Below are 21,753 nucleotides of genomic sequence, written 5' to 3' on the forward strand. Positions count from 1 at the left end.
GGCCGGCCGGGATCGTTACGCGCGATTCTTTGCGCATAGGAATCCGGCAGGCTGGCCGGTGCGGCAGTCTGGGCGCGGTTGATTTGCTGCTGCAGCTCGATGCAATGGCGATCGTTATTTAAATTCATGCCGCCTCCGGCGGCGTTTGACGGCAGGTCGCTTTCCGGCGCCGCCAGCAATTTCTTGCGGTCTTCGGCGGACAGGCTGTTGAAACTAGTGCCGGCGGCTGCTGCATTTGACTGGATGACGCCGTTGGGAATAGCGAGCGGGCCGGCAGCGTGAGCCGACAACGCCGACATGCCGATCAAGGCAATCGGCAGCAAACGAAAAAGAAATGGGAAACGCTGGTTCATGGCAATCCTCCGTGGATCAAAAGGGTGGAGTATCGGCCGCGCGGTAGTGCCTGAGACACGCGGGGTACGCAGATTGGCGTCGCTTGTCGTACAAAAATCAAAGATCTTCGTTTGGCTATATGGCTGGCAAAGCTTAGGACAAACATCTCCAGATGAGATGGCAACGTGACAATTCTAGCTCACCCATCGCGTTGCCACCGAAATATTTACAGGCTTTTCACCGCAGATGGCGTCGGCGGCGCGTGATCGGGCTCGAAGAAACACCAGTGCACTTGGGGCCAGCGTTGCTGGATGCCGGCCTCGATACGATTGATGGCATCCACCAGCGCCACATCCGAAGGCTGCGGCCGCATCACGGCTTGCACCGCGATCATCACTTGCTCGCCCCACTGCATCGAGATCAGGTTCCTGACGCTGGCGACGTCAGCTTCGGCTTCGATATGCGCCTTGATGGCGGCGTGCACTTCAGGCGCCGCCGACTCGCCGGTAACCATTGCCTTGACTTCGCGGATCACCGCCACAGCCACAATCATCAGCAGGATACCGACCGCGATCGTGCCGCAGGCATCCCATAGCGGATTGCCGGTGATGACTGTCAGCGAGACGGCGACAAACGCCAGCGCCAGCCCAGCCAGCGCGGCAATATCTTCCCCTGCCACTACCATCAGTTCCGATTGCCGGGTTTCGCGGAACCATTGCATAAAGGGCTTGCCTGACGAAATCTTGCGGATTTCCACCATGGCGCCACGCAGGGAAAAAGCCTCCAGCACCACAGACACGCCCAGCACGCCCAGGGCAATCCATGGCGTGCTGATCGATTGCGGATGCTTCAGGTGCTCGATGCCTTCCATCACGGAAAACGCACCACCGACAAAAAACAACAGCAGGGCCACCATCATCGCCCAGAAATACACCACCCTTGCATAGCCCATGGGATGGGAAGCGTTGGCCGGCCTCTTTGCCTCTTTCAAACCGATCAGCAAAAACACCTGGTTGGTGCAGTCCGCCAGCGAATGGATAGCTTCCGCCAGCATCGCGCCCGAGCCGGTATAGGTGGCGGCGGCAAATTTCGCCAGTGCGATGCCGCCATTGGCGCCCAGGGCATAAAAGATGGCCTTGGTGGAGCTTTCATTCGAAGATGACATAATTATTCCGTAGCAACAAAGGCCCTCACGATAGCCAGTTTGGCAAGTTCATGCAAGCGATCCGGGCTTAGCTGAAATGCTGGCGGCGAATGTGGTGGAACTGCGAAATCGGCAGATTTGCCGTTAATGTGAATTTCACATTTGCTTATATGGATTCTATATAACAGCAGTTTGTGAGAAAACCCGAATTACCTTAAAATACAAGGCTTTGCGGCTGGGTAAATATATTGGGTAGCAATGGCCCGAAAGTACCCTGGCACCGCCTCAAAACCAGTATCAAGACCATTATTTACAGATAGGACTGTTGTTATGACCCACGTTGTGACCGAATCTTGCATTCGCTGCCGCTATACCGACTGCGTGGATGTGTGCCCGGTTGATTGCTTCCGCCAGGGCCCGAATTTCCTGTCGATCGACCCTGACGAATGCATCGATTGCGCGGTATGCGTCGCCGAATGCCCGGTCAACGCCATCTATGCTGAAGAAGATGTACCGGCCGACCAACAGCAATTCATCAAGATGAATGAAGACTTGTCGCGCCACTGGCCATCGATCACCAAGACCATCGCCCCTTTGGCCGAAGCCGAAGAATGGAAAGATGTGAAAGAAAAATTGGAATTTCTACAACGCTAAGCCGCACCCAAGCCGCCAAACCATCGGCGGCCCGGGCATCAGCAGCGCCAGTTGTCCGATTTGAGCCAGGCCATTGCCCCCAGCCATAGTGCAGTACTTATCGCCACAACAACGCGAACAATTCAATCCAATCGCCGTCGCAGCCATCGCTGGCAAACAGCCGCGGCGTTTTGGGGGACCCCACTGAAACAGGAATCAGATCGTCGTATGGATACCACCCTCGCAACAACAGTCAACTCCGCCAACCAGGTTATCGAGACCGATGCCGTCATCGTCGGCGCCGGTCCGGTTGGCCTGTTCCAGGTCTTTGAACTCGGCCTGCTGGAAATCAAGGCCCATGTCATCGACTCGCTGCCAGTGGTCGGCGGCCAATGCGTAGAACTGTATCCGGACAAGCCGATCTATGACATCCCGGCCGTGCCAGTCTGCACCGGCCAGGAACTGACCGACAACCTGCTCAAGCAGATCGCGCCGTTCGAACCGACTTTCCACCTGAACCAGGAAGTCACGCTGGTAGCGCGCCGCGAAGACAACCGCTTCGACCTGGAAACCTCGGCCGGCGCACGCTTCATCACCAAGACCATCTTCATCGCCGCCGGCGTCGGCTCGTTCCAGCCGCGCACCATCAAGGTCGACGGCATCGACCAGTTCGACAATTCGCAGCTGTTCTACCGCGTCAAAGACCCTGTGCAATTCCACGGCAAGAACCTGGTGATCTGTGGCGGCGGAGATTCCGCGCTGGACTGGGCGCTGGACCTGGTCGGCAAGGCTGAATCCGTGGTCCTGTTGCATCGTCGCGAAGAATTCCGCGCCGCGCCGGCTTCGGTCGCCAAGATGAAAGCCTTGTGCGAAGCCTATGAAATGCAATTCCTGGTCGGCCAGGTGACCGGCCACGAAGCCAAGGACGGCAAGCTGAGCGAAATCAAGGTCACCGGCCCGGACGGCGTCACCCGCCGCCTGCCGCTGGATACCCTGCTGGTGTTCTTCGGCCTGTCGCCGAAACTCGGTCCGATCGCTGAATGGGGCCTGGATATCGAGCGCAAGCAGTTGCGCGTGGTCGATACCGAGAAATTTGAAACCAATATCCCGGGCATTTTTGCGGTGGGCGACATCAACACTTATCCAGGCAAGAAGAAACTGATACTGTCGGGTTTCCATGAAGCGGCATTGGCTGCGTTCGGCGCAGCGCCTTACATCTTCCCGGACAAGAAGATCCACATGCAATACACCACCACATCGCCGAAGCTGCACAAGATTCTGGGTGTGGAATCGCCAGTGTTTGATTAAGTAAATTCTGGTTCGACAATTAAAAGCTGCCCGCGAAGCAATTCCCGGGCAGTTTTTTTATTGCTGCGAGATAGGAAAAACAGCCGCTCCGTTCTCAGATGAACCGCTTCCGCAGGATTTTCACCTCATGGCATGAGTCGATTAATCCAAGCAATCACCTCATCCTTCAAGATTTCTTATCGGTAAACGTAAAAAACGCCCTGGATGCATTCGCATCCAGGGCGTTTTTCAAGCAGCTAAATTACTGCGCTGCCGGAGCAGCTTCGCTACCTTCGTCAGCCTGAGCAGCCTTCATCGACAGTTTCAGACGGCCGCGGTCATCGGTTTCCAGAACCTTGACGCGCACTTGCTGGCCTTCTTTCAGATAGTCGGCAACCGCATTCACGCGCTCATTGGCGATCTGGCTGATGTGCAGCAAACCGTCTTTGCCCGGCAATACTTGCACGATCGCGCCAAAGTCCAACAGCTTCAGTACAGTGCCTTCGTAGACCTTGCCCACTTCAACCGAAGCAGTCAGTTCTTCGATGCGGCGCTTGGCTTCCTGGCCTGCAGCAGCGTCCACCGACGCGATAGTCACGACGCCTTCGTCGCTGATATCGATCTGGGTGCCGGTTTCTTCAGTCAGCGCACGAATCACAGCGCCGCCCTTGCCGATCACGTCACGGATTTTTTCCGGATTGATCTTGACGGTGATCAGGCGAGGTGCGAAATCGGACAGCTCGGTTTTACCGTGCGGTACCGCTTCTTGCATCTTGCCGAGGATATGGATACGGCCTTCTTTGGCTTGCGCCAACGCGACCTGCATGATTTCCTTGGTGATGCCCTGGATCTTGATATCCATCTGCAATGCAGTGATACCGTTGGCTGTACCAGCTACCTTGAAGTCCATGTCGCCGAGGTGATCTTCATCGCCCAGGATGTCTGTCAGAACCGCAAACTTGCTGCCGTCCTTGATCAGGCCCATGGCGATACCGGCCACGTGCGCTTGCATCGGCACGCCGGCATCCATCAACGCCAGGCAGCCGCCGCAGACCGAAGCCATCGACGACGAGCCGTTGGACTCGGTGATTTCCGATACCAGGCGCACCGAGTAGCTGAAATCTTCCGGCGCAGGCAATGCAGCTTGCAGTGCGCGCTTGGCCAGACGGCCGTGGCCGATTTCTCGGCGCTTTGGTGTACCAACGCGGCCGGTTTCGCCGGTAGCGAACGGTGGCATGTTGTAATGCAGCATGAAGCGGTCAGAGTACTCGCCCATTAGCGCATCGATTTTTTGTTCGTCGCGTGCGGTGCCCAGCGTGGCGACTACCAACGCTTGCGTTTCGCCACGGGTGAACAGCGCCGAACCATGGGTACGCGGCAAAACGCCGGTACGGATGGAGATCGGACGCACGGTGCGGGTATCGCGGCCGTCGATGCGTGGCTCGCCTTCGAGTATCTGCGAACGGACGATCTTGGCTTCCAGATCGAACAGGATGCCGCTGACTTCCGACGAATCAGGTGCGGTGCCGCCAATCGATGCAGCTTCAGCAGCCAACGCAGCGTTGACTTCTGCGGTAGCGTCTTTCAGCTTGGTGGTGCGGGCTTGCTTGTCTTTGGTCTGGTAAGCTTCGCGCAGCTTGGCTTCACCGAAATGCGCAACGCGCGCGATCAGCGCATCGTTCTTCGGCGCCGGGCTCCATTCGACTTCAGGCTTGCCGCCGTCGCGCACCAGTTCATGGATCGCGTCGATAACCGCCTTCGATTGCTCGTGACCGAACACCACAGCGCCCAGCATGATTTCTTCCGACAATTGCTTGGCTTCCGATTCCACCATCAGCACGGCGGATTCAGTACCGGCAACCACCAGGTCCATGGCCGATGTCTTCAGCTGCGTTGTGGTCGGGTTCAATACGTACTGGCCGTCGATATAACCGACGCGCGCAGCGCCGACCGGGCCGGCGAAAGGAAGACCGGCAACCGACAGGGCAGCCGAAGCGCCGATCATGGCGGCGATATCTGGATCGATTTCCGGATTAACCGACAGCACGTGAATGATGATTTGCACTTCATTCAAATAACCTTCCGGGAACAGCGGACGGATCGGACGGTCGATCAGGCGCGATGTCAGGGTTTCTTTTTCCGAAGGACGGCCTTCGCGCTTGAAAAAACCGCCCGGGATACGGCCGGCAGCGTAAGTTTTTTCAACATAATCAACGGTCAGCGGGAAAAAATCCTGACCTGGCTTGGCATCTTTGCGTGCCACAACGGTAGCCAGCACAACGGTATCTTCGATCGATACCAGCACTGCGCCGGAGGCTTGGCGAGCGATCTCGCCGGTTTCCAGCGTGACTTGGTGCTGACCATACTGGAACGTCTTCGTAACTTTATTAAACACAATATATCCCTCTCATCAGTTGGGGACTGAGTAATTCGCCTCAAGCTAACGCTTGCGACTCTTAAACTCTTTCCCGCAATTGTTTATTTGCCGACAGATTTTCAGGCGCTGTCGTTCACCTCACCACTGACGATTCATCGCTGGCTGCCGCCAATGAATTGCCGTCTCCTTGCTTAAGACTAACTTCGTGAAACTTGTGCGGACAAGCAGCAAAAAAAGCTGCCGCCAAAAGCAAAAATGCCCGCATCAGAGACTGATACAGGCATTTTTTTCAACGCATCGACGGACCACGGACATCGTCGCGAAATATCGAAACAGGATGTCGCAAAAAATAACGTCGGCCGACGATGGGTCGCACTGACTATTACTTACGCAAGCCGAGTTTTTCGATCAGCGAGCGGTAACGGTTCAGGTCCTTACCTTTGAGGTAGGACAGCAGGCTTTTACGACGGTTAACCATCATGATCAGGCCGCGGCGGGAATGGTGATCCTTGGCGTGGGCTTTGAAGTGACCGTTCAGGTCGTTGATACGGGCTGTCAGCAGCGCAACTTGCACTTCCGGGGAGCCGGTGTCGTTTTGACCGCGCGCATTATCAGTGATAATAGCGGCCTTGGCTGTTTTTTCGATAGTCATGCTTTACCTTTCACAAGCGGTGTACAGAGTACGTAACCCTATGCACCGTGAACAAACAATTAAAAAATCCGGTCAAAAGTTGACCAGACGCGCAGTATATAGCAAAAAACCTGCTGATTCAAATACTTAGCGCCACACTAACAACAAACTATTTTGGAGTATAGCCATGAAGCAACTCTTACCCACCCTGCTAGCCGGCTTGCTGCTCAGCCTTGGCGGCTGCGCTTCGCTATTGGCGCCGCCTGTCAATCCGGGCGAGCCGGAAGCGCAGGTATTGGCGCGCCTGGGCAAACCCACCGGGACTTATCAAGACGGCAATGATGTATTATTGGAATATGCACGCGGCCCGTTCGGCCAGGCGACCTATATGGCGAAGATCGGTACTGATCATAAATTGATTTCTTATGAGCAAGTATTGACCTTGGAGAAATTCGCCACCATCAAGGTCAACCAGTTCAACCAGGCTGACGTCCTGCGCACCATAGGCAAGCCTTTTGAAACCATCTATTACGACCGGGTCAAGCTCAACGGCTGGAACTACGCCTACAAGGAAGCCGGCGTCTGGAACTCGGAGATGACTGTATATTTCGACGACAGCGGCATCGTGCGCAAGCTGGAAAACGGACCCGACCCGCGCTTTGAACACAGCCGCTTCGGCAGGTAACTTTAAAACAAGGCCGCATACATGATCAAACTCCCCGAACGCAGGCGTGTCCAGGCGATGCTTTCCAGCACTTTGCAGGAATGGATCAAACAGCGTTCCGGCAGCAAAGGCGCCGCCCTCGCCTTCTACACCTTGTTCTCGATGGCGCCGATGCTGATCCTGGTGATCGCGATTGCCGGCGCGGTCTTCGGCGAACAGGCGGCGCGCGGGGAGATTTTCGGACAACTCTCAGGCCTGATCGGCCCGACCGGCGCCGACGCCATCCAGCTGTTGCTGGCGGCGGCCCACAAAAACCAGTCCGGCCCGATAGCCGCGCTGATCGCCGTGATCGTGCTGCTGGTCGGCGCCACCACCGTGTTTTCCGAACTGAAGGATAGCCTGGACGAGATCTGGTACGTCGAACGCACCCGCCAGTCCGGCATCATGTCGCTGATACGTACCCGCCTGCTATCGTTCGGGCTGATCCTGGTGCTGGCCTTCCTGCTGCTGACCTCGCTGATGGTGAGCGCGGCGCTGGCGCTGCTGTCCAAATATCTTGGCGGCATATGGGTCAGCGTGACGATGATTTTTTCGCCGCTGTCGCAGCTGTTTGCGTTTGCCGTGATCGCCAGCCTGTTCGCCTCGATCTACAAGATGCTGCCGCAAACCAAACTGCCGTGGCGCGATGTCTGGATCGGCTCGATCGGTACCGCCGCCCTGTTCGTGCTGGGAAAATACCTGATCGGCATCTACCTCGGCAACAGCGGCGTCGCCTCCAGCTATGGCGCAGCCGGCTCGGTGATTGCGTTGCTATTGTGGATTTACTATTCGGCGCAGGTTTTCTTTTTCGGCGCCCAGTTCACGCGCCAGTACGCGCTGTTTTTCGGCAGCTTGCAAGAGCAGAATAAAAAAGCTGGCAATCTCGCGACGCCGGCTTCCTGACTGCAATTCAAACTACTGCGCTTTAATCCTGATACGGCTCCAGCCCGCGCTCTGACAAGCGCAGGATGCGGCCGCAGCGGCGCGCCAGTTCGATGTCATGGGTGACGATCACAAACGCTGTGCCCAGCGTCTGCGACAGCTCCAGCATCAGGTCGAAGGTCATCTGCGCCGTTGCCCGGTCCAGGTTGCCGGTCGGTTCATCGGCCAGCACGCAAGCCGGCTTGGTCACCAGCGCCCGCGCCAGCGCCACCCGCTGGCGTTCACCGCCGGACAACTCGCCCGGCACGTGGATAACGCGCTCCGACAAACCCACCCGCCCCAGAATCTCGCGCGCCTGCTGTTGCGCATCGCTGCGCTTGAGGCGGCGGATCATCAACGGCATGGCGACATTGTCCAACGCCGAAAATTCCGGTAGCAGATGATGGAACTGATAAACAAAACCGAGCGCGTTATTGCGCAAATCGCCACGGGTCTTTTCACCCAGGGTTGTAAAGTCCTTGCCCAGCAGGCTGACATTGCCGGCAGTCGGCGTATCCAGCCCGCCCAGCAAATGCAGCAGGGTCGACTTGCCGGAACCGGAAGCGCCGACGATGGCGACTTGCTCGCCCTTGGCGACATCGATATCGATGCCGCTCAAGACCTTGACCGAATAACTGCCCTGGGTAAAAGTCTTGCCCAGGCCGCGGCAGGAAAGAACCACCGGATTATTGCTCGTATTGTTTGAATTAATTGTATTACTCATAACGCAATGCCTCAGCAGGTTTCACCCGGGCGGCCCACCAGCTCGGGTACAAAGTCGCCAGGAAAGCCAGCACCACGGCGACGCCGCCGATGGTCCCGACATCCGGCCAGCGCAGGTCTGACGGCAATTCAGTGATCACGTAGACGCTCTTCGGCAGGAACTGCACGTGCAGCAGGTTTTCGATGAACGGCACGATGACGTCGATATTCAGCGCCACCAGCACCCCGAAACCGACCCCGATGGCGGTGCCGATCAGCCCCACCAGCGCGCCCTGGATCATGAAAATCTTCATGATCGAACCAGGCGATGCGCCCAGGGTGCGCAGGATTGCTATGTCAGCCTGCTTGTCGGTCACCGTCATCACCAGCGTCGACACCAGGTTGAAAGCGGCTACTGCGATGATCAGGGTGAGGATGATGAACATCATGCGTTTCTCGGTCTTGACCGCCGCGAACCAGTTGCTGTTCTGCTGGGTCCAGTCGCGCAAGTACAGATTGGGCGGCAGCGTGGTCGCCAGCTGTCGCACGATCTGCGGCGCTTCCAGCATGTCGGTCACCTTCAGCCGCACACCGGACGGTGAATTCTGGCGGAACATCTTTTCCGCATCTTCCAGCTGGATGAAAGCCAGGGTCGAATCGTATTCATAATGGCCGGCTTCGAAAATCCCCGTCACCGTGAATTGCCGCAAACGCGGAATCACTCCGGCCGGCGTCACCTGCCCTTGCGCCGCCATCAGCGTCACCTTGTCGCCGACGCCGACGCTCAATGCGTGCGCCAGCTCGATGCCCAACACGATATTGAATTCGCCCGGCTTCAAGTCATTGAAATTGCCTTGCGTGACCTTCTTGGCGACGTCCGACACCTTCGGCTCTTCAGACGGCAACACGCCGCGTATCGCCACGCCACGCAAGACGCCATCGCGCACCAGCATCGCTTGCGCATCGACATACGGCGCGGCGCCGATCACTTCCTTGTTCTTGAAGGCTTGCTTGGCGACGTCTTCCCAGTTCGGCATGGAGCCGGAAGCATCGAACACCTCGATATGCGCCAGCACCGACAGCATGCGGTCGCGCACATCCTTCTGGAACCCGTTCATCACCGACAGCACCACGATCAGCGCGGCAACGCCCAAGGCGATGCCGGCCATCGAAATCAGCGAGATGAAGGAAATAAAGCTGTTGCGGCCACTACGCTTGCCCGCACGGGTATAGCGAATGCCGACCAGCCACTCAAAGGGTAAATTTTTCATGATGCTCAATGCGAGGCTCCCGAAATCAGCCCGCAGTTTGCCATAATTGGCAGATTTACGGGGCTTTGCCGCTGAATGCGCATACTCTGATCCGGAGAATGCGTTATCGTTCAATAACAAACGGAGCCAAAAATCAGGACGGCGCCGTCAATTACCAAAACGAAATATACTCTCGGAAACAAGGCGACAAGCCGACAATATTTGAAAACATCCGGCCAATGACGGATGCTTCTCCAACCAGAACCAATGAGGACTACATCATGAAAAAATTCTTTGCGCTGTGCCTGGGCTTGTTACTGGCGCAGGCGGTAGCCGCGGCAAATCTGCCCTACGATGAAAAAGCCGACGCCAAGGCCGATGTCGGCCAGGCATTGAGCGAGGCGCAGGCCAGCCACAAGCAAGTGATTCTGGTGTTCGGCGCCAACTGGTGCACCGATTGCCGCGAGCTGGACAAGGCCTTGCATGGCAAGAGCGCAGCGCTGATCGACGGTAAATTCATTCTGGTGAAAGTCGATGTCGGCAATTTTGACAAGAATCTCGATGTTGCGCAGTCTTACGGCAACCCGATCAAGAAGGGCATTCCGGCGGCAGTGCTGCTCAGCCCCGACAACAAGATCATCTATTCAACCAAGGCCGGCGAACTGGCCGATGCCCGCCGCATGGGCGAGAATGGGATTTATGATTTCTTCAACAAGGAAATCGTAAAGCGCTAGGATTTGCGGGCCGGATCAGTCGATACCGATCCGGCCCGTTTCAAGCAATTATTTCGGCGCCAACCGGATACCGCCGTCCAGGCGGATCACTTCCCCGTTCAGGTAAACCGTCTCGACGATGGTTTTCACCAATGCCGCAAATTCCGCCGGTTTGCCCAGGCGTGGCGGGAACGGCACCATCTTCCCCAGCGCTTCCTGTACGTCGTCCGGCATGCCCAGCAACATCGGGGTTTCCATGATGCCCGGCGCAATCGTCATCACACGGATGCCGTGGCGCGACAGTTCGCGTGCTGCAGGCAATGTCAACGCCACCACCCCGCCTTTGGATGACGCATAAGCCGCCTGGCCGATCTGGCCGTCGAACGCCGCCACCGAAGCAGTGTTGATGACCACGCCGCGCTCGCCGTCTGCATTCGGCTCGCCCTTGCTCATCGCATCCGCGGCCAGGCGCATCATGTTGAAGGTACCGATCAGGTTGATCTGGATCACGCGGCTGAAATCTTCCAGCGCATGCGGGCCTTCCTTGCCGACGATACGCTTGGCCGGCGCCACGCCGGCGCAACTGATCAAACCATGCAAGCCGCCAAACACCGTCAGCGCGGTATTCACTGCTTCCTGGGCGCTGGACTCGCTGCACACATCGGTCGCCACGAAACGGGCATTGGCGCCGAGATGCGTCGCCAGCGCTGCGCCGGCTTCCTTGTTGATGTCTGCGATCACCACCTTGGCACCGCCTTGCACCAACATGGCAGCGGTCGCCGCGCCCAGACCGGAACCGCCACCGGAAATCAGGAATACATTATTTTCGATTTGCATATTTCTCTTCTCTTTTCTTCTTTACAGTTTAGCTTTAGCGATTTCCTGGTTGCGCAAGATGAAGCGCTGCAGTTTGCCGCTGGGGGTTTTGGGTAATTCTGTCAAAAATTCGATTTCGCGCGGATAGGAATGCGCCGCCAGCCGGCGCTTGACGTATTGCTGCAATTCTTCCGTCAGCGCCGCGCTGGGCGGGTAATCCTTGTTTAAGACGACAAAGGCCTTGACCAGTTCCGTGCGCTCCGGGTCGGGCTTGCCGACCACCGCCGCCTCGACTACCGCAGGATGTTCCAGCAGCGCGCTTTCGACGTCAAACGGCCCGATGCGATAACCGGAAGACGTGATGATATCGTCCCCGCGGCCTATGAAGCTGATGCTGCCGTCCTGGTTCAGCTCCACGGTATCGCCGGTGACGTAATACGGGCCGCGGTCGTCATTCCCGCTATGGCTGGTATCTTGTTGCCAGTATCCCTGGAACCAGTAGATCGGCGAGCGCGGGCGGTCTATCGCCAGCACGCCCGACTGGCCGACGCCCAGCTCGTTTTCATCATCGTCGATCACGGCAAGCCGGTAGCCCGGCATGGCCAGGCCGGCCGATCCCATGTGCACCTCGTGCTGCAAGCCATGGTGGTTGCACAGCACCATGCCGGTTTCGGTCTGGCCGTAATGGTCGTTGATCAGGCAGTCCAGATGCTCGTGGAACCAGCGTATCACTTCCGGATTCAAAGGCTCGCCGGCGCTGCTGACCGCGCGCAATTGCCCTTTGATCGGCGCCGCTGCTTCCGCACCGGCAGCAATCAACATGCGGTAGGCGGTTGGCGAGCCGGTCAGGTTGGTGATGCCGTACTTTTCGATAATCCGGTAGGTGCTCTCCACCGTGAAAGAACCTTCGTAGAAAGTGATGGCGTGCCCCATCATCAAAGGTCCGGTCACGCAGTAATACAGGCCGTAGGCCCAGCCCGGATCGGCGATGTTCCAGAACGAATCTTCCGGTCGCAGGTCGACCGCATAACGGGTGTAGACATAGAACGACAGCATCGCCCGCAACGGCACCGCAACGCCCTTGGCCGGGCCGGTGGTGCCCGAAGTAAACAACATGATGAAGGCATCATCGGCCTTGCGCATGACTGGCTCAAACTCGGCCGGCTGCCGATCTATCTCGGCCCAGAAAGCAAAATCCCCCGCTTCCAGCGCGCTCTCGCCCTGAACCGTCATGACCGGCGGACATGCGGGTACTTCCTTCAACTTGTGACGATTATCGGCGTCCGTGATGACCAGCTTGGCTTCGCTAGCGGCCACCCGGTACTCAATCGATTTCGATCCGAACGCCGTGAACAGCGGCTGGTACACCGCGCCAGCGCGCCAGGTGCCGAGAATCGCCACCAGCAATTCCGGCGTACGCGGCAGCAAGCCGGCGACACGGTCGCCCGGCTGTACGCCCTGCGCCTTCAGGAAATTAGCAAAACGTCCAGACAATTCCTTGAGCTGAGCGAAGGTATAACGGGCGCTGCTGCCATCCTTGCCCTCCCAATTCAAGGCAATACGGCCAGGCGTGGCATGGCGGTCGCAACATTCGACGCAGGCATTGACGCCGGTTTGCAGGTTATCTGCAAGCTCGGCAGCGACGCTGTCGATGTTGAAGTCTGCATAGAACTGCGCATAGTCCGGGACTGCATTGGTCGCAGTTGGGAAACCAGATGACATGAATGTTCTCCTCTAACTTAAAATGGCTGGCTTGGCCGGCTCTTGTTATGTTGTCATGAGAAATGAAATATCTGAACTCGGGAGTCTGTCGGACTTAGGATGATCGGCTGCAAAAACAGCTGGCCGATCCATATTTCACCAGCTTCTTGGTCAATAGCTAGCTATTGACACTGCGAATCCGGCAAAAATCTGGCTTCACTCAGCTATTTTTTCGCTTCGCCCCCCTAAGTCCGACAGACTCCTGGACGGCAGCTAAGTCTAGGATATTTAGTGACTTGGGGCCATGTTAAAAGCGATCATTGCCTTTGATCGGAATTGCAATAGGTTTATTAAATTGGGACTTATGGAAGACTGGAAAAAAGGAACCATCGCTATCGGCCTCGTTGGCGAAGCGCTGCACAACATGCGTCAGCGCGGCATGGATACCGATGCGCTACTGCAGCAGGCAGGGATATCGCCACGCTTGCTGATGGCGCCGCATGCCCGCGTTGCGGCAACCAATTACGGTCGCCTGTGGTATTTGATCTCGCAGGTCACGGATGACGAATTTTTCGGCATGGACAGCCATCCGATGCGGGTCGGCAGCTTCAACCTGCTGTGCCGCAGCGCCCTGCACAGCGCCACTTTGGGTAAAGCGCTGGAGCGCATCGTTGATTTCCTGCGGCTGGTGCTGGACGACATGTCCGCCACCTTGTCGAAGCAGGATGGACTGGCGCACATCGCACTCAATGAAAACGGTGGTCCGCGCCGCATGTTCACCTATGCCACCTTCCTGCTGTTCGTGCACGGCGTCGGCAGCTGGCTGATCGGCCGCCGCATCAAGCTGGTGTCGGCCGATTTCCGTTGCGGCGAACCGCTCGCCAGCCTCGACTACAAGATCCGTTTTTGCGAGCAGGCACGCTTTGACCAGCCGCATACCGGCATTACTTTCGATGCCGCCTATCTGGATTTGCCGATAGTGCAGAACCAGCGCACGCTGCAATCGTTCCTGCGCGAAGCGCCCGCCAATCTGCTGGTCAAATATAGCAATCACGACAGCCTGGCTGCCGTCATTCGCCGTCACCTGCGGCAGTTACCCACGAATGAATGGTCTGATTTCGACAGTTTGTCCGAAGAATTGCAAACGCCTGCGTCAACGCTGCGCCGCAAACTGAGCCAAGAGGGGCAATCATATCAGGCGATCAAGGATAATCTGCGACGCGACCTTGCCATCAATTATCTCAGCGACTCCTCCAGGAGTATCGAAGAGATTGCGCTCAGCCTCGGTTTCGCCGATCCCAGCGCCTTCCATCGCGCCTTCAAGAAATGGACCGGCAGCAGCCCTGGAGAACACCGGCGCGCCGCATCGGCGTCACAGCACTAATCATTTGCGCCGCGCCGGAGTAGTAAACACCCGGCCATGAATCGCCGACAGGATCGCCTCCACTGCCGGATGCTTGATCTTGCGTTCATTCGAGACTGCATAAAACTGTTCGTGTACCTGCTCCAGTTCACCGATCAGCACGGCGCCAAACTGTTCCTCCACGTCTGCGGCGAGCGCCGACGGCGCCGGAAACAAGCCAAGCCCGCTGCGGCCGAAGGTGTTGAGCAAGGCATTGTCATCGAATTCACCCACCACATCAGGCCGCAGGCCATGCGATTCAAACCAGTGGTCGATACGGCCGCGTATCAGGTTGTTGCGAGTCGGCAGCAGCAACGGCGCGCCGCTCAGGCTGAGCGGGAACTTCGCGCGGTAACGCTTGGCCAGCTCCTTGCTGCCAAACAGCGCGATGTCGCTTTCGCCCAGCAAGTGGCTGAAGACGCGCAGCGCCGTGCCGGAGGGCGCAGGGCGATCGGTCAGCACCACATCCAGCTTGTGCAGCGTGAGATCGCCTAGCAGCGACTCGAATTTATCCTCGTAGCAGACCAGCTTCACCCTTTGCGGCAAACGCAGCGCCGCCTCCAGCAGGCGTGAGGAAATCAGTTTCGGCAGCGAATCGGAAATGCCCACCGCCAGCCGCATGGTGGGTTCATCTTCAGTGACGGCCAGCGCATCCTGCAACTGTTCGCCCAGCAGGAAAATCTGGTCCGCATAACCGAGCGCCAGCCGGCCGGCCTCGGTCAGCACCAACCTCCTCCCTTGCGGCGCCAACAATGCCTTGCCTACCGACTGCTCCAGCAACGACAGTTGCGTGCTGACGGTTTGCACCGCCAGCCCCAGCCGTTCGGCAGCACGCGTAACGCTGCCCTCTTTGGCCACCACCCAGAAATAATGCAGGTGCCGAAAATTCAGTCCCGATGATTTCATTGTTCTGTTTTTCAGAAGTAATTGTTCGATTATCTTCGCTTTTTAAAGTTATGTCGCGGCTATATGATGATTTCTCCATAAACGAACTGGAGTCCGTCATGAAACCTACCATCGTTGCAAAAGGCATCAAACTCAGCCGCCGGCTGCGCGAACATGTCAGCCGCCGCCTTGCGCTGGCGTTCGACCGGAAGCAATACGGGATTCACTCCGTGACAGTGCGCATCAGCGACCAGAACGGTCCCCGCGGCGGTGTCGACAAACATTGCCAGATCCACTTGGTGCTGCCGGGCATGCGGCCGGTAGTGGTGACGGAAAAAGGGCGCGATATCGCCACCATGATCGACCAGGCCGCCTACCGCGCCACACAGGCGATAGACCGTTTGCTATCGCGTGCGAAAACGGTGGCGCATACGAAATACGCGCTGCCACCCAGCGAAACATCGCTCATCTGAACTGAAATTAAAGAAAGACCATCATGAACAATCGATACGACACCTTCGGCAGCGACCGCAGCAGGCAAACCGCCACCATCGTCATGGACGGCGCGGCGCGCAAGGTCCTGCGCAATACCTATATGCTGCTGGCGCTGTGCCTGGGCTTCAGCGCACTGGCCGCCGGCCTCACCGCAGCGCTGCAAATCCCGGGACCCGGCATCATCATCACGCTGGCCGGCTACTTCGGCCTGCTGTTCCTGGTGACCAAGTACCGTGACCGCGGCGCGGGTGTAGCGCTGGTGTTCGCGCTGACCGGCTTCATGGGTTACACCCTGGGACCGATCGTCAGCCAGCATCTGAACATGCCGAACGGCGCCCTTACCGTGACCATGGCGCTGGCCGGCACCGCGCTGATCTTCATCGGCATGTCGGCCTATGCGCTGGTCACCAAGCGCGACCTGTCGTTCATGAGCGGCATGCTGACGGTCGGCGTACTGGTGGCCTTCGTGGCCGGACTGGCGGCGATTTTCTTTAGCATCCCGGCCTTGTCGTTGACGGTATCGGCAGTGTTCGTCTTGCTGATGTCGGGCATGATTTTGTTCGAAACCAACAATATCGTGCGTGGTGGCGAGACCAACTATGTCATGGCCACCGTCAGCCTGTTCGTGTCGATCTTCAACCTGTTCACCAGCCTGCTGCAGTTGCTCGGCTTTATCAACAAAGAGTAAACCCGAGGCCGGGCGTGCATCGCATGCCCGGCCTCTATCAACCTTCACCGTCTTGGAGAACATTTATGTATTGCCCGGTATGTAAAGACAAGGGGCTCGTCATGAGCGAACGCCAGAGTATCGAAATCGACTATTGCCCCAGCTGCCGCGGGGTCTGGCTGGATCGCGGCGAACTGGACAAGATCATCCAGCTATCGACGCAGGAACTGGCCGGCGTGCAGGCGCCGGCAGTGCAGCGGCAATCGCAGCAACCGCAGCCGGAATTCCGCGCGCCACAGCATGGCTCGCGCCATGACGAGTACCACTCTGATTATCGCCGTCCGAAGAAAAAAGAAAGTTTCTGGCAAGAGCTGTTTGACTGACCGACTGACCGACTGACCAACATACAGACCCGCAGCCGGCTCATGCAAGCTGCCACCACGCCGGCAGCAACTGCTTGATTTCGGGCCGTGCAAAACGGTCATCGATCAGGAACACCACGCCGCGGTCCTGCTGGGTGCGGATCACCCGGCCGGCGGCCTGCACCACTTTTTGCATGCCGGGATAAAGATAGGTGTAGTCGTAGCCATTACCGAAGGTTTCGCCCATGCGCTGCATGATCTGTTCATTGACCGGATTGATCTGCGGCAGCCCGAGCGTGGCGATGAAAGCGCCAATCAGGCGCGCGCCGGGCAAATCGATGCCCTCGGCGAAGGAGCCGCCCAGCACGGCAAAACCGACGCCTTGCGACGTTTCGGTAAAGCGCGCCAGGAAATCCTCCCTCTGCCGTTCATCCATGCGACGCGCCTGCGGCCACAGCGGAATCTCCGGATAACGCTCGGCAAACAACGCGGCGACCTTTTGCAGATAGTCGTAGCTGCTGAAAAACATCAGGTAATTGCCGGCCTGCTGCAGGTATTGGCGCGCAATCAGGTCGACGATGGGCGCCAGCGAACGTTCGCGATGCTGGAAGCGGGTAGAGATATCCGTTACCAGCTGCACCTTCAACTGGTCCGCAGTGAAAGGCGAAGGGACGTCGATCCAGACCGTGTCGGCCGGCATGCCCAGCGTGTCGCTGTAAAAATGCCATGGACTCAAGGTGGCGGAAAACAGCACCGTGCAACGAGCTGCGGCAAAACGCTGTTCCAGGAAAGGCGCCGGCACGATATTGCGGATGCATAAAGTGCTGCCCCGCCCATCCTCCCTGGAGATATCGAACAGTGAATGCTTGCCGAACAGCTCGGCCATGCGCGTGAAGTGCAAGGCGTCGAAATAGAATTGCTGCAGATGGCTATCCATGGCGGCAGGATGGTCGACCATATAGTCGGTGATATCGGCGACCGCCCTGAGCAGCGCATCGACAAACGCTTCCGGTATCTCTGAATAATGCTGATAGTCGCCGTCCTGCTCCTTGCCCAAGGCATTCCATTGCCGGCTGACCCGGTCCAGCCCGCGCTTGAGCGCCGGCGGCGAGGTTTTGCGCAAGCTTTTCAGATGGAGGTATTCCATGTCAGCTGAATACATCTTGCGCGCGCGGTCTATCATGTTGTGCGCTTCGTCGACCAGCACCCCGACCCGCCATTGGTTGGCGTTGGTCATGCCGTACAACATGGCGCTAAGATCGAAATAATAGTTGTAGTCGCCGACGATCACATCCGACCAGCTGGCCATTTCCTGGCTCAGATAATACGGGCAAACCCGGTGCGCGGCAGCGACTTGGCGCAGACTTTCCCGATCCATGCCGCCGGCAGCGATCGCCGCACTGCGCGCCTGCGGCAAACGGTCGTAGAACCCTTGCGCCAGCGGACAGGATTCGCCATGACAGGCTTTGTCCGGATGTTCGCAGGCTTTGTCACGCGCCACCAGCTCCAGGACCCGTAGCGGCAACAGCGGCGCGCTTTGTTTTATCCGCGACACGGCGTCCAGCGCCAATGCCCGGCCCGACGTCTTCGCCGCCAGGAAAAAGATCTTGTCCAGCCCCTGCCCCGGGCTCGCCTTCAGCATCGGAAACAAGCTGCCGATGGTCTTGCCGATACCGGTCGGCGCCTGCGCCAGCAAACAGCGGCCGCTGCTCGCACTTTTGTAGACAGCTTCTGCCATGACGCGCTGGCCCGGGCGAAAATCCGCGTGCGGAAACTGCAAGGCCGTCAGTTGCGCATCGCGCGTCGTACGGTGCGCCATTTCCTGCTCGGCCCAGGCCAGGAAGCGCGTGCAATGATCCTCGAAGAATTGCTTCAACAGTTCTGCAGTCAAATGCTCCGTCAGCAAGGTTTCCTTCTGGCTGCCGATATCGTAGTAGACCAGCGCCAGCTGCAGCGCGTCCAGTTGCCGGCTCTGGCACAGCAGGTGGCCATAGATCCTGACTTGCGCCCAGTGCAGATGGCGATGGTTGTCCGGCATGCGGCCGAGATCGCCGCGGAAAGTCTTGACCTCTTCCAGCCGGTTCAACTGAAGATCGTAACCGTCGGCGCGGCCACGCACCAGCAAAGGACCGAACGATCCGCTCAGGCTCACCTCCGATTCATAAGAGGCATTGCGCGTAGTACGACTTGACGCCACCACGGCATGGCCGGTGACGCCCTCTTGCGCCGTCGGTGACGGCGTGAAGCGTAAATCGAGGTCGCCTTGCTTGGCTGTGAACTCGCACAGGGTGCGCACGGCGACGACATACTTTGCAGTATCCGGCGTCATCGCGCGCTTTCCCCTGCCCACTGCACGTAATACACCGCAACCGGAATGTCATGATTGGCAAAGTAATCCAGCCAGCGGATCTGGTTGTCTTGCAAGCGGTCGCCCGGACCTTTGACTTCGATCATCCGGTAACGCTTTTCCGCCGGCCAGAACTGGATCAGGTCAGGCAGGCCGGAACGGTTGCTCTTGATGTCTTGCAGGATCCGTTCAAAACATCTTTGCAGGTGCAGCGGCGGCAGGCAATCCAGGGCAAGCGTCAGCAATTTGTCATCGATCAGGCCCCAGAACACGAACGGCGACTGGGTGCTTTCCTTGGCATGGAAATTATGCAAGATGACCTGCCGATAACCGCCGTTGTGAAGCATGGCAAAACCGGCGTCGAACAGTGCCGCCCGGCGCGAGCGGAAATCGGAACTGTGCAAATCGGCCGGGCCGCTCTGGAACGGATGGAAAAAAGCGCCTGGCACCGGCGCGAAGACAGCATCCCAGAACAACAGGCCGAACAATGAATTGATCAGCGCGTTTTCGACATACACCGCTGGTGCGTCGGCGCTGGCAAGATGTTGGCCAAGCGCGGCCTCGACCGAGATGCCGGGATCCGGCCGAACCAGTTCGATCTCGTGCTGGATAATCATTGCAGCTGTAGGCTTTGCCAGTTTTGGATGGCCGAGTGCGCGCCGCAGACGCGGCATCACACGCAGCAATTGCTGTTGTTCGGCTTCGCTTTCAGGTTGCCGCTCTGCTCGCAGTGCCAACGCAAACGCCGCCTCAGGTTGCCCGCGACGTTCCAGCACCCGGATCGTCCGCAAACGCGCTCCGGGCCGGCTGTTATCGGCATACAGGCGCAAGGCATCCGACAGCTCGCCGATACGCTCGTAATGCTGAGCGACTTGAAACAGCAACTTGCTGCGGCGCTCCTCCAGCCAGGCATTCGAATAAGGTTCGGCGGCGATATCGGCCACCACGGCTTGCGGCGTCTCGCCATTGTGAAAACGTTCGCGGCAGGCATGCAGATGCAGGTAATCGTCAAGATCCTGGCGCGTACTGAAACCTTGTGCGGCAGGAGATAAATCCACCTGCTCATAGTTGAAAATGCCCAGCTCCGACAGCACGAATTCCGACCAGTCCTGATACAGGTTACCAAAGAACATCAGGCGCAGGCGGTCACACAGCGCTGCAACCGGAGCACTCAGCTCTAACAGGCTGTCGCCTACGTCGGGACACCATTCGGCCAAACTGCGCGCACGCACGATATTTCCCTCTGCGGCCTCTGCTTCGCACAGCAGAGTCAGTTGCTCGCTCTTGCGCGCGCCTTTGTTAGCCCGCAACGGCGGAAAAGCCGCGACGACTTCCGCTTTGGTCAGCACACTGAACAACTGGCCGAGATCCAGCAACGGCTGCGGATTTATCCAGCCGGCCGCCGCCAGCGCCGCCGCCGCGCTGCCGGCGCAACCGATTTCGTCGTAACGCAGCTTGCTGAGCCGGAACAGCGCGCCTTTGCGCATCACCATCCGCACCAGCAATGCCGCCGAGGCTTGCGGCAAGCCGTCGAAACCATCGACGAACGCCCGCTCCTCCAAAGTCAGCAAATGGCGGTAACGGGCGCGCACCGACTCGACAACGGTGACAAAATTGTCCAGATAGTAAAAGCGGTTTTCTAGCGTTTTGTTCATGGTCCGGATGCGGTGGCGGCAATGTCGCCCAAATAGCGAGCCGTCACTTTAATTGATTTTAATACTGTATAAACGTACAGTTATTCTGTAGTATATACGAATGCGCGGCGTTTACCTGTAACGAGACGCCCGTGGTCGTCAAAGTATGAAATCTGGTTGAGAGGGTGTAATGGAACTGAGCGATGTGGAAAAACTGATATTGTCCATGCTGTGCGAAGTGCATGCACACCTGAACATCGCCGGCGGGCTCGACCCGAAGTTTGTGCAATCGGCTCTCCACAGCGGAAATACCTGGGGCTTGCGCTGGAAATATGGCGCATTGTATGACGGCAGTGCACGCTCCGATCCGCCTATCGTCAAAGAAGTCGTAGCAATTCTTGACATGTGGTCGGCCATTGAAGACGGTTACGGCGCGCTTGCGGCGCCGGACAAGGACCGTGTCGCCGCCAGCATTTCGCCGCAGCAGAGTGAAGTGCAATTCATGGGATTCGACAGCGATACCGAGTTTGAACACGCCAACGTGGCCTCATTCCTGATCAAGGATATGCAGCGTTTCCCCAAGTTCGCCGAGCGCGACATTCATTCGCACCAGCCTTCGATTTCGATATACCGGCGTATGGTGCGCGCCTTTGCAGCGTTGCAAAAACTGGCGGGAAAAAGTCGCCTGGATGCCGATCAGCTAATTGCCCTGTTCAATCAAAGTGCCGGGCGCGGCGTCGCGGCCTGAGT

21 protein-coding genes are annotated in these 21,753 nt (G+C 58.0%); 10 read left to right on the plus strand and 11 right to left on the minus strand.

Annotated features, from left to right (window positions below; translation table 11 throughout):
• Window positions 1-353, minus strand: a 353-nt coding sequence (locus ABI171_RS15685; RefSeq protein ID WP_348093463.1) for a hypothetical protein, incomplete at its 3' end; no start/stop codon positions are given.
• Window positions 354-559: 206 nt separating this feature from the next.
• Window positions 560-1,498, minus strand: coding sequence for a cation diffusion facilitator family transporter (locus ABI171_RS15690; protein WP_348093464.1), 939 nt, complete (start codon window positions 1,496-1,498; stop codon window positions 560-562).
• A 309-nt stretch (window positions 1,499-1,807) separates the two neighbouring features.
• Here ABI171_RS15690 and fdxA point away from each other — a divergent pair, with 309 nt between their 5' ends.
• Complete coding sequence (fdxA, locus tag ABI171_RS15695; protein WP_348093465.1) at window positions 1,808-2,131, plus strand: ferredoxin FdxA; 324 nt, start codon at window positions 1,808-1,810, stop codon at window positions 2,129-2,131.
• A gap of 207 nt (window positions 2,132-2,338) precedes the next feature.
• Window positions 2,339-3,418: an NAD(P)/FAD-dependent oxidoreductase gene (locus tag ABI171_RS15700; protein ID WP_348093466.1), complete on the plus strand. Its 1,080-nt coding sequence runs from the start codon at window positions 2,339-2,341 to the stop codon at window positions 3,416-3,418.
• Window positions 3,419-3,659: 241 nt separating this feature from the next.
• Here the strand turns inward: ABI171_RS15700 and pnp are convergent, their stop codons facing one another.
• Window positions 3,660-5,792 carry a polyribonucleotide nucleotidyltransferase gene (gene pnp, locus ABI171_RS15705; RefSeq protein WP_348093467.1) on the minus strand — a complete coding sequence of 711 codons (2,133 nt, stop codon included), beginning with the start codon at window positions 5,790-5,792 and terminating at the stop codon, window positions 3,660-3,662.
• A gap of 364 nt (window positions 5,793-6,156) precedes the next feature.
• Window positions 6,157-6,426 carry a 30S ribosomal protein S15 gene (gene rpsO, locus ABI171_RS15710; protein WP_014007042.1) on the minus strand — a complete coding sequence of 90 codons (270 nt, stop codon included), beginning with the start codon at window positions 6,424-6,426 and terminating at the stop codon, window positions 6,157-6,159.
• A 166-nt stretch (window positions 6,427-6,592) separates the two neighbouring features.
• Between rpsO and ABI171_RS15715 the strand changes: the two genes are divergently transcribed.
• Window positions 6,593-7,090, plus strand: a complete 498-nt coding sequence (locus ABI171_RS15715; protein WP_348093468.1) for a hypothetical protein — start codon at window positions 6,593-6,595, stop codon at window positions 7,088-7,090.
• Between the two features lie 21 nt (window positions 7,091-7,111).
• Window positions 7,112-8,011: a YihY/virulence factor BrkB family protein gene (locus ABI171_RS15720; RefSeq protein ID WP_348093469.1), complete on the plus strand. Its 900-nt coding sequence runs from the start codon at window positions 7,112-7,114 to the stop codon at window positions 8,009-8,011.
• A 22-nt stretch (window positions 8,012-8,033) separates the two neighbouring features.
• Here ABI171_RS15720 and lolD read toward each other — a convergent pair whose 3' ends face one another.
• Together lolD and ABI171_RS15730 are read right to left on the minus strand one after the other, a co-directional pair.
• The gene (lolD, locus tag ABI171_RS15725) at window positions 8,034-8,753 is read right to left on the minus strand and encodes a lipoprotein-releasing ABC transporter ATP-binding protein LolD (RefSeq protein WP_348093470.1); all 720 of its coding nucleotides are present in this window, start codon (window positions 8,751-8,753) and stop codon (window positions 8,034-8,036) included.
• Complete coding sequence (locus tag ABI171_RS15730; RefSeq protein WP_348093471.1) at window positions 8,746-10,011, minus strand: lipoprotein-releasing ABC transporter permease subunit; 1,266 nt, start codon at window positions 10,009-10,011, stop codon at window positions 8,746-8,748. The genes lolD and ABI171_RS15730 overlap by 8 nt, the downstream gene beginning before the upstream one ends.
• A 251-nt stretch (window positions 10,012-10,262) precedes the next feature.
• On the opposite strand from ABI171_RS15730, the gene ABI171_RS15735 reads away from it, so the two are divergent.
• Entirely contained in the window at window positions 10,263-10,715 is a 453-nt protein-coding gene (locus ABI171_RS15735) for a thioredoxin family protein (RefSeq protein ID WP_348093472.1), read from the plus strand.
• A 48-nt stretch (window positions 10,716-10,763) separates the two neighbouring features.
• Here ABI171_RS15735 and ABI171_RS15740 read toward each other — a convergent pair whose 3' ends face one another.
• Window positions 10,764-11,531: an SDR family NAD(P)-dependent oxidoreductase gene (locus ABI171_RS15740; protein ID WP_348093473.1), complete on the minus strand. Its 768-nt coding sequence runs from the start codon at window positions 11,529-11,531 to the stop codon at window positions 10,764-10,766.
• A gap of 21 nt (window positions 11,532-11,552) precedes the next feature.
• Window positions 11,553-13,232 carry an AMP-binding protein gene (locus tag ABI171_RS15745; RefSeq protein ID WP_348093474.1) on the minus strand — a complete coding sequence of 560 codons (1,680 nt, stop codon included), beginning with the start codon at window positions 13,230-13,232 and terminating at the stop codon, window positions 11,553-11,555.
• A 343-nt stretch (window positions 13,233-13,575) separates the two neighbouring features.
• Here ABI171_RS15745 and ABI171_RS15750 point away from each other — a divergent pair, with 343 nt between their 5' ends.
• On the plus strand, window positions 13,576-14,595 hold the full coding sequence (locus ABI171_RS15750; RefSeq protein ID WP_348093475.1) for an AraC family transcriptional regulator: 1,020 nt from the start codon (window positions 13,576-13,578) through the stop codon (window positions 14,593-14,595).
• Here ABI171_RS15750 and nhaR read toward each other — a convergent pair whose 3' ends face one another.
• Window positions 14,596-15,519, minus strand: a complete 924-nt coding sequence (nhaR, locus tag ABI171_RS15755) for a transcriptional activator NhaR (RefSeq protein WP_348093476.1) — start codon at window positions 15,517-15,519, stop codon at window positions 14,596-14,598. It lies immediately after the preceding gene.
• A 98-nt stretch (window positions 15,520-15,617) separates the two neighbouring features.
• On the opposite strand from nhaR, the gene ABI171_RS15760 reads away from it, so the two are divergent.
• From ABI171_RS15760 to ABI171_RS15770, 3 genes are all read left to right on the plus strand, one after another.
• Window positions 15,618-15,971 carry an HPF/RaiA family ribosome-associated protein gene (locus ABI171_RS15760; RefSeq protein WP_348093477.1) on the plus strand — a complete coding sequence of 118 codons (354 nt, stop codon included), beginning with the start codon at window positions 15,618-15,620 and terminating at the stop codon, window positions 15,969-15,971.
• A gap of 83 nt (window positions 15,972-16,054) precedes the next feature.
• Window positions 16,055-16,681, plus strand: a complete 627-nt coding sequence (locus ABI171_RS15765) for a Bax inhibitor-1/YccA family protein (protein ID WP_348093564.1) — start codon at window positions 16,055-16,057, stop codon at window positions 16,679-16,681.
• 65 nt (window positions 16,682-16,746) lie between these two features.
• Window positions 16,747-17,043: a zf-TFIIB domain-containing protein gene (locus tag ABI171_RS15770; protein ID WP_348093478.1), complete on the plus strand. Its 297-nt coding sequence runs from the start codon at window positions 16,747-16,749 to the stop codon at window positions 17,041-17,043.
• 40 nt (window positions 17,044-17,083) lie between these two features.
• On the opposite strand, the gene ABI171_RS15775 is transcribed toward ABI171_RS15770, so the two are convergent.
• Entirely contained in the window at window positions 17,084-19,351 is a 2,268-nt protein-coding gene (locus ABI171_RS15775) for an ATP-dependent DNA helicase (protein WP_348093479.1), read from the minus strand.
• A complete protein-coding gene (locus ABI171_RS15780) occupies window positions 19,348-21,024 on the minus strand; it encodes a VRR-NUC domain-containing protein (protein WP_348093480.1) in 1,677 nt (558 codons plus the stop codon). The genes ABI171_RS15775 and ABI171_RS15780 overlap by 4 nt, the downstream gene beginning before the upstream one ends.
• 169 nt (window positions 21,025-21,193) lie before the next feature.
• Between ABI171_RS15780 and ABI171_RS15785 the strand changes: the two genes are divergently transcribed.
• Complete coding sequence (locus ABI171_RS15785; RefSeq protein ID WP_348093481.1) at window positions 21,194-21,751, plus strand: YfbU family protein; 558 nt, start codon at window positions 21,194-21,196, stop codon at window positions 21,749-21,751.
• Window positions 21,752-21,753: the final 2 nt, after the last annotated feature.

The sequence above is a fragment of the Collimonas sp. genome (assembly GCF_039923675.1).
In the GTDB taxonomy this organism is placed as follows: Bacteria; Pseudomonadota; Gammaproteobacteria; order Burkholderiales; family Burkholderiaceae_D; genus Collimonas.

Excerpts from the sequence above, each read along its gene's own strand:
- ABI171_RS15690 (WP_348093464.1), bottom strand. The coding sequence starts at position 1,498 with ATGTCATCTTCGAATGAAAGCTCCACCAAGGCCATCTTTTATGCCCTG.
- fdxA (WP_348093465.1), top strand. The coding sequence starts at position 1,808 with ATGACCCACGTTGTGACCGAATCTTGCATTCGCTGCCGCTATACCGAC.
- ABI171_RS15700 (WP_348093466.1), top strand. The coding sequence starts at position 2,339 with ATGGATACCACCCTCGCAACAACAGTCAACTCCGCCAACCAGGTTATC.
- rpsO (WP_014007042.1), bottom strand. The coding sequence starts at position 6,426 with ATGACTATCGAAAAAACAGCCAAGGCCGCTATTATCACTGATAATGCG.
- ABI171_RS15715 (WP_348093468.1), top strand. The coding sequence starts at position 6,593 with ATGAAGCAACTCTTACCCACCCTGCTAGCCGGCTTGCTGCTCAGCCTT.
- ABI171_RS15720 (WP_348093469.1), top strand. The coding sequence starts at position 7,112 with ATGATCAAACTCCCCGAACGCAGGCGTGTCCAGGCGATGCTTTCCAGC.
- lolD (WP_348093470.1), bottom strand. The coding sequence starts at position 8,753 with ATGAGTAATACAATTAATTCAAACAATACGAGCAATAATCCGGTGGTT.
- ABI171_RS15735 (WP_348093472.1), top strand. The coding sequence starts at position 10,263 with ATGAAAAAATTCTTTGCGCTGTGCCTGGGCTTGTTACTGGCGCAGGCG.
- ABI171_RS15740 (WP_348093473.1), bottom strand. The coding sequence starts at position 11,531 with ATGCAAATCGAAAATAATGTATTCCTGATTTCCGGTGGCGGTTCCGGT.
- ABI171_RS15745 (WP_348093474.1), bottom strand. The coding sequence starts at position 13,232 with ATGTCATCTGGTTTCCCAACTGCGACCAATGCAGTCCCGGACTATGCG.
- ABI171_RS15750 (WP_348093475.1), top strand. The coding sequence starts at position 13,576 with ATGGAAGACTGGAAAAAAGGAACCATCGCTATCGGCCTCGTTGGCGAA.
- nhaR (WP_348093476.1), bottom strand. The coding sequence starts at position 15,519 with ATGAAATCATCGGGACTGAATTTTCGGCACCTGCATTATTTCTGGGTG.
- ABI171_RS15760 (WP_348093477.1), top strand. The coding sequence starts at position 15,618 with ATGAAACCTACCATCGTTGCAAAAGGCATCAAACTCAGCCGCCGGCTG.
- ABI171_RS15765 (WP_348093564.1), top strand. The coding sequence starts at position 16,055 with ATGGACGGCGCGGCGCGCAAGGTCCTGCGCAATACCTATATGCTGCTG.
- ABI171_RS15770 (WP_348093478.1), top strand. The coding sequence starts at position 16,747 with ATGTATTGCCCGGTATGTAAAGACAAGGGGCTCGTCATGAGCGAACGC.
- ABI171_RS15775 (WP_348093479.1), bottom strand. The coding sequence starts at position 19,351 with ATGACGCCGGATACTGCAAAGTATGTCGTCGCCGTGCGCACCCTGTGC.
- ABI171_RS15780 (WP_348093480.1), bottom strand. The coding sequence starts at position 21,024 with ATGAACAAAACGCTAGAAAACCGCTTTTACTATCTGGACAATTTTGTC.
- ABI171_RS15785 (WP_348093481.1), top strand. The coding sequence starts at position 21,194 with ATGGAACTGAGCGATGTGGAAAAACTGATATTGTCCATGCTGTGCGAA.